The sequence below is a fragment of the Enterococcus sp. UD-01 genome, from assembly GCF_044909655.1.
In the GTDB taxonomy this organism is placed as follows: domain Bacteria; phylum Bacillota; class Bacilli; order Lactobacillales; family Enterococcaceae; genus Enterococcus_L.
This window is the reverse complement of the sequence record NZ_JBIYEU010000001.1, coordinates 224,498-240,574: the sequence shown is the minus strand read 5'-3', so window position 1 is coordinate 240,574 and position 16,077 is coordinate 224,498. Positions and strand designations below refer to the sequence as shown.

16 protein-coding genes are annotated in these 16,077 nt (G+C 39.0%); 1 reads left to right on the top strand and 15 read right to left on the bottom strand.

Annotated features, from left to right (window positions below; all coding sequences use genetic code 11):
• Positions 1–235 precede the first annotated feature (235 nt).
• Complete coding sequence (tkt, locus tag ABH902_RS01260; protein ID WP_404588713.1) at positions 236–2,230, bottom strand: transketolase; 1,995 nt, start codon at positions 2,228–2,230, stop codon at positions 236–238.
• 98 nt (positions 2,231–2,328) lie between these two features.
• The gene (locus ABH902_RS01255; RefSeq protein WP_404588712.1) at positions 2,329–2,571 is read right to left on the bottom strand and encodes a DUF896 family protein; all 243 of its coding nucleotides are present in this window, start codon (positions 2,569–2,571) and stop codon (positions 2,329–2,331) included.
• Between the two features lie 220 nt (positions 2,572–2,791).
• Here ABH902_RS01255 and lexA point away from each other — a divergent pair, with 220 nt between their 5' ends.
• A complete protein-coding gene (lexA, locus tag ABH902_RS01250) occupies positions 2,792–3,421 on the top strand; it encodes a transcriptional repressor LexA (RefSeq protein WP_404588711.1) in 630 nt (209 codons plus the stop codon).
• A gap of 74 nt (positions 3,422–3,495) precedes the next feature.
• Here the strand turns inward: lexA and ABH902_RS01245 are convergent, their stop codons facing one another.
• The 13 genes from ABH902_RS01245 to aroA all read right to left on the bottom strand — a co-directional run bounded on the left by ABH902_RS01245 (position 3,496) and on the right by aroA (position 16,061).
• On the bottom strand, positions 3,496–4,305 hold the full coding sequence (locus ABH902_RS01245) for an alpha/beta fold hydrolase (RefSeq protein ID WP_404588710.1): 810 nt from the start codon (positions 4,303–4,305) through the stop codon (positions 3,496–3,498).
• 14 nt (positions 4,306–4,319) lie between these two features.
• Positions 4,320–4,826, bottom strand: a complete 507-nt coding sequence (locus ABH902_RS01240; protein ID WP_404588709.1) for a dihydrofolate reductase — start codon at positions 4,824–4,826, stop codon at positions 4,320–4,322.
• A 17-nt stretch (positions 4,827–4,843) separates the two neighbouring features.
• Positions 4,844–5,791: a thymidylate synthase gene (locus tag ABH902_RS01235; RefSeq protein ID WP_404588708.1), complete on the bottom strand. Its 948-nt coding sequence runs from the start codon at positions 5,789–5,791 to the stop codon at positions 4,844–4,846.
• A gap of 12 nt (positions 5,792–5,803) precedes the next feature.
• Complete coding sequence (locus ABH902_RS01230; protein WP_404588707.1) at positions 5,804–7,693, bottom strand: ABC-F family ATP-binding cassette domain-containing protein; 1,890 nt, start codon at positions 7,691–7,693, stop codon at positions 5,804–5,806.
• Between the two features lie 69 nt (positions 7,694–7,762).
• The gene (locus tag ABH902_RS01225) at positions 7,763–9,814 is read right to left on the bottom strand and encodes a cation:proton antiporter (RefSeq protein WP_404588706.1); all 2,052 of its coding nucleotides are present in this window, start codon (positions 9,812–9,814) and stop codon (positions 7,763–7,765) included.
• A 19-nt stretch (positions 9,815–9,833) separates the two neighbouring features.
• Entirely contained in the window at positions 9,834–10,112 is a 279-nt protein-coding gene (locus ABH902_RS01220) for a hypothetical protein (RefSeq protein WP_404588705.1), read from the bottom strand.
• Between the two features lie 171 nt (positions 10,113–10,283).
• Entirely contained in the window at positions 10,284–10,595 is a 312-nt protein-coding gene (locus ABH902_RS01215) for a hypothetical protein (RefSeq protein ID WP_404588704.1), read from the bottom strand.
• Between the two features lie 220 nt (positions 10,596–10,815).
• Positions 10,816–11,007 (bottom strand): hypothetical protein, encoded by a 192-nt coding sequence (locus tag ABH902_RS01210; protein ID WP_404588703.1) that lies wholly within the window; start codon positions 11,005–11,007, stop codon positions 10,816–10,818.
• Between the two features lie 228 nt (positions 11,008–11,235).
• Positions 11,236–12,084 carry a DegV family protein gene (locus ABH902_RS01205; RefSeq protein ID WP_404588702.1) on the bottom strand — a complete coding sequence of 283 codons (849 nt, stop codon included), beginning with the start codon at positions 12,082–12,084 and terminating at the stop codon, positions 11,236–11,238.
• 74 nt (positions 12,085–12,158) lie between these two features.
• A complete protein-coding gene (locus ABH902_RS01200; RefSeq protein WP_404588701.1) occupies positions 12,159–13,289 on the bottom strand; it encodes an LCP family protein in 1,131 nt (376 codons plus the stop codon).
• Positions 13,290–13,400: 111 nt separating this feature from the next.
• Positions 13,401–14,249 (bottom strand): prephenate dehydratase, encoded by an 849-nt coding sequence (pheA, locus tag ABH902_RS01195; protein WP_404588700.1) that lies wholly within the window; start codon positions 14,247–14,249, stop codon positions 13,401–13,403.
• 12 nt (positions 14,250–14,261) lie between these two features.
• Positions 14,262–14,762 (bottom strand): shikimate kinase, encoded by a 501-nt coding sequence (locus tag ABH902_RS01190; protein WP_404588699.1) that lies wholly within the window; start codon positions 14,760–14,762, stop codon positions 14,262–14,264.
• Positions 14,763–14,777: 15 nt separating this feature from the next.
• Positions 14,778–16,061 (bottom strand): 3-phosphoshikimate 1-carboxyvinyltransferase, encoded by a 1,284-nt coding sequence (aroA, locus tag ABH902_RS01185; protein ID WP_404588698.1) that lies wholly within the window; start codon positions 16,059–16,061, stop codon positions 14,778–14,780.
• Between the last annotated feature and the right edge of the window lie 16 nt (positions 16,062–16,077).

Below are 16,077 nucleotides of genomic sequence, written 5' to 3'. Positions count from 1 at the left end.
CTATGAAATGTTTGTTTTATTTAATATAATCTAAAATGTATTATTAAAATTACTTATAGGTATTTATATATTTGTATTTTTTTACAAATTTGGCTTTAATTACTATTTATTCAATATTTTTATGATATACGATGAAATAGTCTCATTTGTTTCAATTATGTCAAAAGCGTTACACCGATTATTTACTATATAAAAAAGGAAATCCGCTAAAATTAGGGATCTCCTTTTCTATTTTTTATAAACTTGTATATTTGGCTACAACGTTTTCAACAGTAAAACCAAATTCTTTTAGAATTAAATCGCCTGGTGCTGATGCGCCAAAGTGGTCGATCGTAACAGTTGTTCCTTCGGTTCCGATATATCTTTCCCAACCAAATGGAGAAGCAGCTTCAATTGCTACACGTTTTGTTACAGCTTTTGGTAAAACTGATTCTTTATAATCAGCTGATTGTTTTTCAAATAAATCAAAGCTTGGCATTGATACAACAGATACATCTTTGCCTTGAGCAGCTAATTCTTTTTGAGCTTGAACTGCCAAATTAACTTCTGAGCCTGTAGCAATCAAAATTCCTTCCGGTTGTTCGCCTTTTTGAGGTGAAATTACGTAAGCACCTTTTTGAACTAGCTCACTCGCTTTTTCTTTGGTGCCTTCAATTACTGGCAGGTTTTGACGGCTTAATACTAAGACTGTCGGAGCATCTTTAGTTGTCATTGCAATCTTCCAAGCCGCTACGGTTTCATTACCGTCAGCTGGACGAATCACTTGTACACCCGGCATGCAGCGAATACTTGCCAATTGTTCAATTGGTTCATGCGTTGGACCATCTTCACCAACTGCAACCGAATCATGCGTTAGTACATAGGTTACGGGTGTATTTTGAATAGCTGCCAAGCGAACAGCTGGACGTAGGTAGTCTGTAAAGACGAAGAAAGTTCCGCCGTAAATCCGACTTCCGCCGTGAAGCTGAATACCGTTCATTGCTGCAGCCATGGCAAATTCACGAACGCCAAACCAAATATTGCGACCTGCATAATTGCCAGGTTCAAAATCCTGTTCAGCAGCTACCATTGTATTGTTCGATGCAGATAAGTCGGCAGAACCACCCCAGAAGCTTGGTACAGCCTTAGAAATAGCTTGAATGGTTTCTTTACTAGTGACACGACTTGCTGCACTTGAACCTACTTCATAGACTGGTAATTCTGCATCCCAGTTTTCAGGAAGTTCGTCTGCAAAAGCTTGCTTAAATTGTTTAGCCAATTCAGGATGTGCATGTTCGTAGTTTTTGAACATTTCGTTCCATTTATTTTCTGCTTGTTCGCCTTCTTCAATCATCGTTTCTTTAAAGCGAGCAGCAACTTCATCCGGCACAGTAAAATCTGGATATTCCCAGCCATAAACAGTTTTTGCCGCAGTAATACCATCTGCACCAATTGGAGCGCCATGAACAGAAGAAGTGCCTTCTTTTGGTGCACCATAACCGATCACTGTTTTCACTTCGATTAAAGTAGGTTTTTCAGTTTCTGCTTTTGCTGCTTCGATTGCTTGAGAGATTTCTTCTAAATCGTTGCCGTCTTTGACTAAAATGTGTTGCCAGCCGTAAGCTTCATAGCGCGCCCCAACATTTTCAGTAAATGCTTTTGACGTTGGTCCGTCCAAAGAGATATCATTTGAATCATATAACACGATCAGTTTACCAAGCTTCATATGTCCGGCCATAGAACTTGCTTCTTGTGAAACACCTTCCATCAAATCGCCGTCACCACATAAAGCGTAAGTAAAATGGTCGATAACAGGGAAGCTGTCGCGGTTATAGGTTGCAGCTGTATGGGCTTCAGCCATGGCCATACCTACAGCCATCGCGATTCCTTGTCCTAATGGACCCGTTGTTGCTTCCACACCATCTGTATGATGAACTTCAGGATGTCCAGGAGTTTTGCTGTCCCATTGACGGAAGCTCTTTAAATCATCGATCGTAACATTATAGCCCGATAAATGAAGTAAACTGTAAAGCATTGCTGAGCCATGACCTGCTGAAAGAATAAAACGATCCCGATCTACCCAGTTGGTAGAGGTTTTAGGATTTACCTTTAAATATTTTGTCCAAAGAGCATATGCCATTGGAGCAGCTCCCATTGGTAATCCGGGATGTCCAGAATTCGCCTTTTGAATCGCATCAATACTTAATGTACGAATGGTATTAACGCCTAACTGATCAGTGTTATCGAACAAAAAAATCATCTCCTATTTAGGTTTTTTTTACCTTTATTATCTTTATTTTAACGCATATCGTTTATGAAAGCAATTACTTTTAGTAAAAACAACTAAAATTATTTGCGGTTGTGTAAGCCTTTTTCTTTTTGAATTTTCTTTAATTTATCTGGTGTCACATCATTCCCTTTAGGATCAACTACTTTCATTCCTTCAATGTGGTGTCTCATGCCACCGCGAAAAGCAGCTAAATATTCTTGACGCAATCTCTGTTGTTCCGCTTTTTCTTGATCAGATAATCCTGATTCCTTGGCTTTTTTAGCCAGTTCATTGATACGACTCATTTTTTCTGATGATAACATATATCAGCGCTCCTTTAAAAGGTCCGTTTTTAAACGTCTTTTTTGTTTGCTTCCATGTCTATCTTATAAGATGAATAGGAAAAAGACAACTATATTCTTAATGGAATTTCAGTTCTCTTTTGTATACATCGCCCAAATTTGTTTCAAGACAAAAAAACACGAACGCTTGTTTGATTCCTGCTTAATTGTATGGTACACTGAATATATTAATTGAAAGAAGGTGCGAGCTTTGGTGAAGCGTACAGATACTAGACAAATCGAAGTATTAAGATATATATATGAACAAGTAGAGCTTAAGGGCTATCCTCCGACCGTTCGGGAAATTGGAAAAGCAGTGGATCTTTCCTCTACTTCCACCGTTCACGGACATTTAGCTCGTCTCGAGAAAAAAGGACTCATTCTACGTGACCCAACAAAACCTAGAGCCATTGAACTAACACCTGAAGGACTTGAAAAGATCGGCGTACGTCCGACTGTGATCCCTATGTTAGGGGTCGTTACAGCTGGTGAACCAATTTTAGCTGTTGAAGAAGCTTCGGATTTCTTCCCGTTGCCACCAGACTTGCAGTCTGAAGAAAACTCTTTGTTTATGCTGACGATTCGAGGCGAAAGTATGATTAATGCGGGGATTCTAGACGGTGATCAAGTGATTGTCCGCAAACAAAGTGCCGCTTCTAACGGCGATATAGTGATTGCTATGACGGACGAAGATGAAGCCACCTGCAAACGTTTCTTTAAAGAAAGCGACTATATCCGACTACAGCCTGAAAATGATGCTTTAGAACCTATTATTTTGAATAATGTAAGTATATTAGGCAAAGTTGTTGGCTTGTACCGCAATCATATTTAATTGTACTCATTCAGAAAAAAAGACCTTCCTTAAACTCATTTTAGCGAATGAATTTAAGGAAGGTCTTTTTATGATTAGATTTTTTTCAGCCATTCGATAAAGTTTTGTTGAAAAATTTCTGGTTGTTCTATTTGCAGATTATGCCCTGCACCATCAACAACGGCGAAGCTGGCTCGATGAAACTGCTTCATGAAACGAAAGGCATCCGCATAACCGACAATATCATCTTGTTTCCCTGTAATAATGCTGACTGGAACATCTAATGAGAAATTAAGCAGCTGCTTTTCATTAGAGAAAGAGTAACCCTTTGACTGATACGTAGATAAAAATTTTGGATCCACTGATTTTATACCGGGTAAAATAGCTTTTTGATAGTTCTCCCAGGTTTCCCTTGTTGCAAACACTGCAGTCTGAAGAAAATTCTGATAGTCAGCCCATTGAGAAGCTGATACTTGTAGTTTATCAGAGACAATGAGTTGTTCTTTGGGCGGAAGTGTTCTGTCAGCCTGTCTGCTAATCGTACAAGGACACAGCAGATAAAGTCCGGCTATACAATCAGTTTCTTGCATCGCTAAACCTAATGACAAATAGCCGCCATAAGATTCTCCAACTAAGGAATAGCTCGTAGTACCAATGACTTCTCTTAAAAAGGCTTGAAGAATTTCGATCATTTTATCTGCACAAAGATCCGTCCTACTTGTAGACTGACCCATTCCGGGTAAATCTACGTAAATTCGTTGGAAGCCGCTCTGTTCAAAAAAGCTGGGCTCCAGACAAGCGGACATCAAACGATGATCTACACCAAAGCCGTGCAAACACACTAGTGGTTTCCCCTGTCCAACAATTTCATAATTCAGTTTCAGCCCAGAAATATCCATTTTCATAAAAAGGCCTCCTGCTATTGTTCTTCTACAGTAATCTTTCGCTGGTAGGTTTCAAATTGATACGCATACGTATTTTTTTCATCTTGCTCCCCTTCACTGAGATTGATCAGTGTCCAGTTCTCCCAAGCCACTTTAGGGAATTTGGTATCTCCGGCAAACGTATGATGAATCAAAGTACGATACAGCACATCACAATAAGGAAGGAATTCCTCATAAATTAATGAACCTCCCGCAATAAAGGTAATGCCGGTAAACTCTTCGGCGTAGGCTAGAATCTCCTCCAGCGTATGCATGATTACGACACCTTCAGCCGTATAGTGTTGATCACGAGTTAAGACAATTGTTTTTCGATTAGGTAGCGGTCTGCCGCCCATTCCTTCAAAGGTCTTTCTGCCCATTACGATCGTATTATTTTCGGTCATTTGTTTGAAAAATTTTAAATCATTTGGTAAATACCAAGGCAACTGATTGTTATTCCCAATGGTTCCTTCTTCATCTTGCGCCCAAATAGCTGCTAACATAAGCGACTCCTTTCAATTTAAACGGCAATCGGTGCTTTTATAGCTGGATGCGGATCATAGCCTTCGATCACAATATCTTCCATCTCAAAATCAAAAACAGACTGCTTTTCCTGATTTAAAGTTAAAGTAGGAAATGAGCGGATATCACGTGATAGTTGCTCTTCCATTTGCTCTACATGATTCATATATAAATGTGCATCGCCTAAAGTATGAACAAATTCCCCAACCTGCAAGCCAGTTTCATGGGCAATTAAATGAGTCAATAAGGCATAGCTAGCAATGTTGAACGGCACGCCAAGAAAAACATCGCCGCTGCGCTGATACAGCTGACAACTCAATTTGCCGTCATTCACATAGAATTGGAACATCGTATGACAAGGAGGTAAAGCCATTGATGGCACATCTTCGGGATTCCAAGCTGATACGATTAAACGACGTGAATCCGGTGTTTTTTTGATCATCTCTATGACATTCTGCAGTTGATCAATAAAGCTGCCGTCCTTGGTTTCCCAATGGCGCCACTGCGCCCCGTAAATATTACCTAATTCGCCATATTTTGCTGCAAAAGCCTCGTCATTCAGAATCGCATCACAGAACTTTTTATGTTCATGCTCATAGCTTTCTTTAAATTCCTCATCCACCAGCACGCGGCGACCAAAATCAGTCATATCTGGTCCTTGATAATCAGCACTTTTAATATATCGTTCAAATGCCCATTCATCCCAAATATGATTATTATGCTGTAATAGATAGCGGATATTGGTATCTCCTTTTAAAAACCAAAGCAGCTCACTTTTAATTAAGCCGAACGGTACTCGCTTTGTCGTTAATAATGGAAATCCTTCCGCCAAATCAAACCGCATTTGGTAACCAAAAATACTTTTCGTACCTGTGCCTGTACGATCCTCTTTTAAATGACCTTCAGTCAAAATTTTACGGCCTAATTCTAAATATGCTTCTTCCATAAACATTGCCTCCTAATCGTCTGCGTATTCGCTTAAATATTCCCAGCGCTCTATTTTTTCTTCCAGCATTTCCTCAGTAAGTGTTAGTTGCTTTTGAAGCTCTTGAAGCTTGGTAAAGTCGTCACCCTGATGATTCATCTCTTCTGTTAACTGAGCACTCTTTTCTTCCAGCTCGCTGATTTCAGCTTCAATCGTTTCCCATTCCTTTTGTTCCATGTAAGTTAATTTAATTTTTACTTTTTTCTCAGGCTCTGGGGAGGTTTTTGGTTCGGATTTGCTGTCCTTTTTTTCTGTTTCAGGTTTTGAGCTGGTCAAATAATCACTCATTGATCCATAAAAAGCAGTAATCTTGCCTGCACCTTGAAAAACTAATAGCTTGTCCATCGTTTTATCAAGGAAATAGCGATCATGAGATACAGCGATCACTGCTCCTTGAAAGGTGCGAATATAGTCTTCTAAAATCGTTAATGTATCAATATCCAAATCATTTGTCGGCTCATCTAGCAGCAACACATTAGGCTGTTCAATTAATAGCTTTAACAGATACAAGCGCCGTTTTTCGCCGCCAGAGAGCTTGCCGATAAGAGTACCATGCATAAAACGAGGAAATAAAAAGCGTTCAAGCAATTCGGCCACGCCAATTGTGGTACCGTCTGTCCGTTTTACTTGTTCTGCTGCTTCCTGCAGATAAGCAATCATGCGTTTATTTGGATCCATTGCTTCATTTTGCTGTGTATAATAAGCTAAACGCACAGTTTCGCCAATAGTATATACACCACTATCCAAAGACAAACGTCCAGCTAAAATATTCAGTAAGGTTGATTTGCCGGCACCGTTTTTCCCAGTAATCCCTAAACGTTCCTGGGCTTGAATCAGTAAGTGAAAATCATTTAAAATAACTTTATCATCAATGCGAAAATTTGCATCTTTAAGCTCCAACACTTTTTTTCCTAAGCGCTTGGAAGCAATGTCAATTTCCAGCTGACTTTTTTGATTCACTTGATAAAGATTTTCCTTTAAATCATGAAAACGATCCTGGCGCGCCTGCTGCTTGGTTCCTCTAGCCTGAACACCTGCCCGCATCCATTCTAGTTCTTGCTTATATAATTGTTTGCGTTTCGTTTCCTGCTCTACTTCTACACGTTCACGCTCTGCCTTGGCTAAAACATACATCTCATAATTGCCTTTGTACTCGTGCAGCTTGCCAAAGGCTAATTCAAAAATGCGATTCGTTACCCGATCTAAAAAGTAACGGTCGTGGGTTACCATCAAAATAGCGCCACGATAACTATTTAAAAAGCTTTCCAACCAGCTGATTGCTTCATAATCCAGATGGTTGGTCGGTTCATCAAGCAGTAAAAGGTCCGGCGATTCAATCAAGACCTGCGCTAAGCTGACACGCTTTTTTTGTCCGCCAGAAAGATCACCAATTTTTTTATGCAGTGTGGCAATCCCTAATTTTTGTAAAATGATTTTAGCATCTGTGTCTGCAGTCCAGGCATCTTCTTTGTTCATGCGCTCTTCTGCTTGAGCGTAGCGCTTTTGATTTATTTCGTTACTGCCGTCAGCAGCTAAAGCCAGCAAAGCTAACTCATAGTTTTTCACCGCTTGTATAATTGGCGTATCTCCTTGAAAAACGGCTTCAACAACAGTTAATTCCGGATCGAATTCTTGATCTTGAGAAAGATAGCCAATCTGATAATCATTCGGCTGTGAAACCGCAGTGCCGTCCCCGTCTCCGCTGTCGCGACCAGCTAAAATATTTAGTAAGCTGGTTTTTCCGGTTCCATTGGTGCCGATTAAACCAATGCGATCTTTCTCATGGATATGAAAAGAAATTTGATCGAATAATGTTTTTTCACCATATGTTTTAGTCAGTTCGTTGACTTTTAATTCTTTCATTTATTCACGCCCTTTTCATCCTGCTTATTGTAACAAAAAATAGCAAAAAAAAGAAGCTCGTTTTCTTGCTTAGCTTCTTTTTTTCCATTCTTTTGTAAGTTTAGTCAATGGTACCGCATTCGAAATATCATTAATTGAGTATGATTCTAAAAGATTCACGTTTTTACGATATTCGTTTGCTTCTAAGGAAGTAATTATTTCCGATAATTCAAATTCGTCAATCATTTCACGCTCGACCTGATAGCCAATCAGCAGCTCCTTTGTATAATTCGATTGCGAACGAACAATGAAAGAGTCAATAAATGTGCCGTCTTCCAAACGCTGCGCCAGCTGTAAGCGTGAATCAATGAAGAAACGAATGATTGCTTCATCATAAACCCCCGTTAAATTATCCAAACTTTTTAAAACAACTTCTGTATTTTGGATGAATACCTGCCGCACATTTTCAAATTCTTCCTTACGATACTCGCGTAAGCCTTCTTCATCTTTTTCACCAAAAAAGCTTTTAAAATGCACAAAAAAGGCAATGATACGCCGAGCAAAAAGCAACCAAAAACCGATAATGGAAAGCAATTGTCTCGCAATAGAGCGTTCCATTCTGGATATCAGCCGCTCATACAGACGATACCCTTCAATACCGATTTCCTTTTGACGAAAGCTTTCTTCCAGTCCATCTCGTTCAATGGAAACAATCAACGCTCTCAACTCTTGAACTTCTTGTTTTTGATCGGAAGGTAACTGATCGGTATACAGCTCTTTCACACGATCCTGATAGTTTTCAATCACCACGTTCATTTCGACTTGCGGATCTTCTTCATTAATTCTTTTTAACTTTTCAATCACTTCATTTAACAAAGAAATTACAGTAGAATTATCGATTTCAACTTCATCCGTTTCCGTCAAAAATGGTAAGACGACGATGCCACCCAGCAAGGTGACTAAAATCACACAGGCTGTAATAAATAACAAAAGAGAGCGCTCTGGAAACGGCTCGCCGTTGACTGTCAAAGGCAAAATAAAAATCGTAGCCAAACTGACAGTTCCTTTTACTCCACCGAAGGTCAAAATCAGCATTTCATTCATAGAGTTCCAGACATTTTTTATCCCGTTTTTCACACTATAAATGACTAAAATAGAGAAAAAGCGTGCAATAAACAGCGTCGCACTAAGCAACAAAATGACTAAAAGTAAAAAACTATTTGAATAGGTTTGACTATTCCAGACAGATGAAAAAACCTGCGATAATTCTATTCCTAAAAACAGAAAAACCAAAGCATTTAGCATGAATGTCACCGTACTCCAGGTGCTTTCTGAAACACTGGATAATTCTGCTTCAAACAAAGAGATCTTTTTAAAACCAGCTGCCTGCATAACACCTGCTACAACAGCCGCAATAATGCCGGAAACATGAAATAGCTCTGCCAGCATATAAGCTAAAAACGGCAACAACAATTCTAATAACAGATAGCCTGTCACATCACGTGCAGACGCCTTTTCTAAAATCATAACCACCTGGCGTTTGATCATTACTAAGACTGCACCAACGATGGCACCGCCAATACTTGAAAAGATCAAGGAAATGCCGGCATCAGTAGCCGAAAATTTTCCCGTTAACAAAGCGGCTAAAGCAAATTGGAAGGCGGTAACGCCGGAAGCATCATTAATCAAACCTTCCCCTTCTAAAATATGCATGGCTTTTGCCGGAATTCGAATTTTACCGGACAAAGAACCCACTGCTACCGCATCGGTGGGTCCCAGTGCGGAGCCTAAGGCAAAGCAAGCTGCAATCGGCAATGCCGGAATAATCATATGTAAAGTCCAACCAACAGTAACGAGAGTAATCAACACCCCGATAAAGGCTAAAAATAAAATAACGGAAAAGTTTTTCATTGTAGACGCTGTATCATTGCGTTCGCCTTCACGAAACAGCAACGGCGCAATAATCATTACTAAAAATATTTCTGGTTCAAACGATATTTCCTGCCCCATCTCCGTAATACCTATTAATACACCGACAATGATTTGAACAATCGGCAGCGGGATAATGGGGAAGATACGATTAAACACATTAGAAAATGTGATTGCCAGTGTAAAGACAATAATTAAATGAACAAATTCCACCTCGTATCCCCCTTTTAAGTTACAGGTTTATTTGTTTCCCTAGATAACGCAGTAATTTTTCTTTTTTGCAGTTGATCTTTTTCTCGATCAGCTTTAAATCTTTATTCTTATCACATAGCTCCAATTGGGCTCTCCGAGCTTCCAAACGTAATAAATCAGATTTAATTAGTTCAATTTTTTTATAATCTAAGAAGCTTCTTCTTTTGATGTGTCGTTCCCAAGCAGCTTTCTTTTCAGGCGGCAATGTTTTGTACTTTTCTTTTAACTCCGCAATCCGCTGATCTATCTCTTTATTCACAACAATACTTCCTTTCAGAATTTCTCTGACACATTATAGCAAATACTCTTGGATATACCTACTATCTTTCACGCGAACCTTCAATTCTTAATAATTTATAAGCAAAAAATGAGCCATTTGACTTTCCATCAAATCTGCTCATTTCTAAAAAGTAAGTGTGGGTAGATTTAACTATTCTTCATCAACTAAAATCTCGATTTTTGCCTCTTCATTTAAACGCGGTGCCAAAAACGCCAGTAGTTCCTCTAAAGGAATGGTAAACGTCAAGAGTTTGCCGCGCCGATCGTTTTTGAAATAATTTAAGCGGAGCTCATCTTTTTTTAATAGGACCGCAATTTTATCAATATCCTGATACAGAATCCCTTTATTATCAAAGGGTCCGAGAATTAATCGATCTTCTGAAAAGCCTTTGGCGTCCAAAAGAAAACTTAATAAAACGAGGACTGCAAGCAAGCTACGTACTCTTTGAATTATATCCTGCACTGATAGTACCACAAACAAAAGTAAAAATAAACTCCATAAGAAGATCACCACAAAGGTAACAGGTCTTCGTTTACTTTTAATGATAATGCTTTTCCGTACCAGGAACAAATACACGTACAAAAGAACCACAAAAACCATAAGTAACAGTGTAAAAAAATCAATTATCAAATTGGATAGCGTCTCCTTTATGAAAAATCTTCAGTAAAAGTAATGGATCGGTTTAGTCTTGTTTATTTAATGCTGTTAATTGTTGATTAATTTTTTTTATTTTATCCTTACAAGCTAAGATATCACGTATCATCTGGTCCCTTCTATCACCTAAAGGCAAGCGATTAACGACTTGATAATATGCTGCGAGTAGTTGAACTTGCTTCATCTTTTCCTGCTGCAGTCGACCTTCAGCTAATTTCATCCACTCGTCCTCCTTTTTATTAAGTATACTCTACTTTCAAAAAGAAATAATAATTGAATGCCTATTTTCGAGAAATAAGAGTGGTTTAGTTGATATTGTATCATATAATTTCATTTACGCTAGTTCATTTTTGGCTATTATAACAGAAATTTATTTAAAAGAACATCAGCCTAAAGAATGAATTAAAAAAAGGAGGAGTCTTTAAGATCAACTCCTTCCTTACTGAAATTATTGAGCAGAAATTGCAATACCAATCGCCTTTTCGCCTAAATGAGTGCCAATAACTGGGCCAAAATGACCTATTTCAATAATTGCATTTGGATATTGTGCTTGTAATTTCGCTTTTTCTTCTTCAGCTACAGCTAGATTATTTGCATGAATCACATAAAATTTAACGGGACGACCTATTTCTTTGTCGCGTTTTCCAATGATTTCTTCTGCGCGGGCAAAGGCCTTTTTATTGGAACGGATCTTTTCAAATAAAACAATTTTACCGTCTTCAAAAGTTAAGATTGGTTTGATTTTTAGTAAACCACCAATCAGTGCAGCTCCATTGGTTAAGCGGCCTCCACGAACCAAATTATTCAAATCATCAACAATTAAATAGGCATACGTATTATCACGAATAATATCTAATTTTGCAAAAATTTCTTCTAAACTGGCATTTTGCTGAGTTAAATCCAAAGCGGCCTCTACCATATGCCCCATCGGCACACTCGTAATCTTAGAATCATAAGGATAGATCGTTACTCCATTGACAGAATCGGTGAGTGAAAATAATGTATTAACAAAACCGGAGATACCGGAAGAAAGATGAATGGAAATGATCGTATCATAGCCTTTAGCGGCAATTGATTTATATAATTCAAGCACTTCTCCTGGTGCCGGCTGAGAAGTAGTCGGGAACTCATTGCTTTGATTTAATAAACTATAATATTCATCTGCTTCGATATCGATGCCTTCATTATATATTTTTCCATCCAGAATCACCGGAATGGGAATAACGAACAAATTGGGCGAACCTTTGATTCGTTCGGGTAAATATGCTGTACTATCTGTCACAATAGCGATCTTCATTTTGTAACCTCGTTTCACTAATTTTACACGGCACTATAAATATAGCATAAAACATTGGAGAATTAAATACGTTCTTATTGATCAAGGAAACTTTGGATCGCTGCTTTGTTTGTTTCCGTATCAATTTCCAACACACTACCAGCATAATCATAGCTAGCATTGGTCCAAGAATCTTTCACTGGGACGGTTAAACTATCAATTCCGCTACCGGCTTTAAAAACAAGTGACGGGCCATTTTTTACCATAAAACTCGTCGGAACATCTGTTGACATATAGCCGACTAAGCGTCCTAAAGATTCAGGCGTACGCAACAAAGTAAACGGATTTTTCAATTGCCCCATAACAGCTTTCATTACTTGTTGCTGACGACGTACGCGGCCAAAATCGCCTTCTTCGTCCATTCTGAAGCGTGCGTACTGCAGTAAGGTATGACCGTCCATCGTTTGTTTTCCCTGAGCGATATCTACACCGTCTAAGTTGATATCTTTTTCAGCATCGATTTTGATCCCTTTTGGAAACATGGCATCTGCAATCTTTTCAAATGACTGAAAATCAACTTTTGCGTAATACTTACACTGAATATTGAAGTTTTCAGCTAAGGTTTGGCGTACAAGATCAGCGCCGCCTAATGCATAGGAAGCATTGATTTTATTGGCATCATAGCCTGGAATATCAACAAACGTATCCCGCATAAATGAAATTAATTTAGGCTTTTTCGATGGTCCATCTAATTGTAAGACCATAATTGTGTCTGCGCGCCCAGCATCTTCTCCCCTTGTATCGCTTCCTAAAATGAGAATATTGTTGGCGCCATTATCGCTTTTCACACCATTAAATGTTTCTACCTCTTCTTTTGGTAAGGATTTATCATTTTCTGCGTATGATTTTCCTTTAAAAAAGAAGCCTACGGCCACAACAATTAATAAAAGAAGCAAAATGAATAGTCTCTTCAGCCATTTGAATCTTTTTTTCTTTTTCGGTTTTTTCGCTTTTTTTACTTTTTTATTCTGGGACTGGTTGGAATCCGGGACAGGCCCCTGATACCTGTGTTCAGATTTCTGTGAATCGTCCATTTGTTGCTGCTCATTATAATAGCTCTGTCTTTGATTCGTATTTTTTTCTTTTCTGGGATTGAATCCTCTTTTTTCTTTATCAGCTGCATCTGCATTTTCATGAATATGCTTATAGCGGTCTACTCGGCTCATTACGCCACCTCATTTCAATTAACATCAATTATAAGGATACCCTATTTTATATAAAAAGCCCAACACAAATAAGAAAAATTTAACAAAAAATAAAAAGACCTTTTCAGATCTTTATATTCCATTAATTGGATAAACGGTATAATTACCAAATATTTTGACTGAGCCGCCCATTAAATGTAGCTCTTCAATCGCATTTTCTATTAATTCCTGCGGTTTTTCAGCGTTCAAATCGACCAAGAAAAAGTATTCCCCTAAGGTAGTCTTCAATGGCCGAGATTCAATCTTACTTAAATCGATTTCCCGCCAGCTAAACACAGACAACGCCTTATGCAGTGCACCAGGCATATTATTCGGCATAGTAATCGCAATCGTCATTTTGTGCTCCTCAGCTGGTAATGCTAAAGGCACATTTTCAGCACCGATGACCCAAAAGCGGGTTTGATTGATTGTCAAATCCTGAATATTTTGACTCACGATTTCTAGCTGATAACGCTGTGCAGATAATCTTGGCGCAATCGCGGCAATACACATTTCGGGATGCTCCGCAACAAAATTCGCTGCATAAGCGGTTGAAGGGGTTGCTTCTAACTCAACATGCGGGAAATTTGTACGAATAAATTCCTGTGATTGAGCCAATGCCTGCGGATGAGATAATATTTTTGTTATTGCTTGCCAATTCGCTTGATTTTCCTTTGCCACCATTAATTGTTGAAAAATAGGTAAGACGACTTCCGCGCCAACGGGAATTGTGGTTTGATGAAACAAGTAATCAACAGTGGTATTTACCGACCCTTCAATCGTATTTTCAATTGGGACAACCCCTAAATCAACTTCGCCAAATTCTACTGCTTTGATACAGGCTGGAATCGAATGATACGGCACTAAATCTTCTCCGGGAAAGGCTGTTCTGGTGGCAGTATGGGTAAAAGATGCTTCTGGTCCTAAAAAACCGACTTTCATTTGCTCACCTACCTAAATATTCTTTAAAATTTCGCGCACAATCTCTTCTGGTGTACGTTCATCTGTTTCAACAACTAAACTAGCACTTTCTTCATAAAAGGGAATGCGCGGTTCAAATACCTGTTTTATTTCTTCCGGCGACTTAGAAACAACCAGTGGTCTAACGGTTACGTGGTCGTGCTTCAGGCGAGGAATAAAAACTTCCGGTTTGGTTTTAAGATAAATCACCGGCGCCATTTGCTTTAATAATTCTCGGTTTTCAGACCGCATAACAATCCCACCGCCAGTTGAAACGACTTGATTATGGTTTAAGTAGCGTTTTAAAACATTTGTTTCTCTTTCTCTAAACGCTTCTTCGCCGTAACGATCAAAATATTCCTGAATCGTCATTCCGATTTCTTCGACAATTTTGTCATCAAAGTCAATATGTTCCATGCCTGTTTCTTTAGATAGAAGCTTTCCTACCGTGGTTTTCCCCGCTCCCATAAAGCCAATCAAAATAATTCCCTTCATACTTACTTCCTCCATTTATTGATATAATTTGTTTAAATCAGTGAAAAAACTTGGATAAGATACTGAAATAGCTTCGGCTTTTTCTAATTCAACTGTACCTTCTTTAACTAATAGTGCGGCAATTTGCAGCATCATACCGATACGGTGATCACCATAGCTGGTCACTTTAGCACCATGTAAAGGTGTTTTACCATGAATGATTAAACCATCCTCAGTTGGTTCGATGTTGGCGCCCATTTTATTTAGTTCTTTCGCTACCGCGTCAATTCGATTTGTTTCTTTGACTTTTAATTCTTCGGCATCGCGAATAATTGTCGTACCTTCGGCTTGTGTCGCCAATAGCGCGATGATTGGCAGTTCATCAATTAATCTTGGAATAATCTCGCCACCGATTTCAATTCCATTTAACTGACTGGTCGTTACAGTGAGCGTTCCGGCCTTGTTGTCGGCATGCGCTGTTTCTTCCACGGTAATCGTGCCGCCCATTTGTTCAATTACATCAATAATGCCTGTTCTGGTTGGATTCAACCCAACGTTCTTTAATTGAATATTGCTATTGGGAGTAATCAATCCGGCTACAAGGAAAAACGCAGCAGAGGAAATGTCTCCGGGAACAGTGATTTCTTGACCAATAAAGGTTTGTGGGCCTTGAATGCGGATTTCTTTTCCAAAAACGTCAATGGTTCCGCCAAATTGACGAATCATATCTTCTGTATGGTCGCGGGTTTTTTCTTTTTCAATAATGACTGATTCGCCGTGAGCTTGCATCGCCGCAAACAAAATCGCTGACTTCACTTGGGCACTAGCCACAGGCATTTCATAGGCGATCGGCTGTAGCTTCTCCGTACCAGTTATCGTTAAAGGCGGAAATTCCGTGTGATCATGGCCTTGACAAACAGCCCCCATACTGTTTAAGGGTAGCATTACCCGATTCATCGGACGCTTAGCGATAGAATGGTCGCCAAATAATTTTGTTGTAAACGGACGTCCTGCTAGAATACCCATAATCAAACGAATCGTAGTACCGGAATTACCTACATTTAATGCTTCATTGGCTGGCTGTAAGCCTGAAAAGCCATTGCCGTATACGGTAATAACCGTACCGTCATCTTCAATTTTCACGCCTAAGTCCTGAAAAGCTTTTAATGTGCTTAAACAATCGTCGCCGCGCAAAAAATTCTTAATCGTGGTCGTTCCTTCAGCAATTGCACCAAACATGATACTGCGATGTGAAATTGATTTGTCACTCGGTACATTGATGATTCCATTCAACGCCGTTTTATTGCTCACTAACTCCAAAAGATCACTCCTCTTT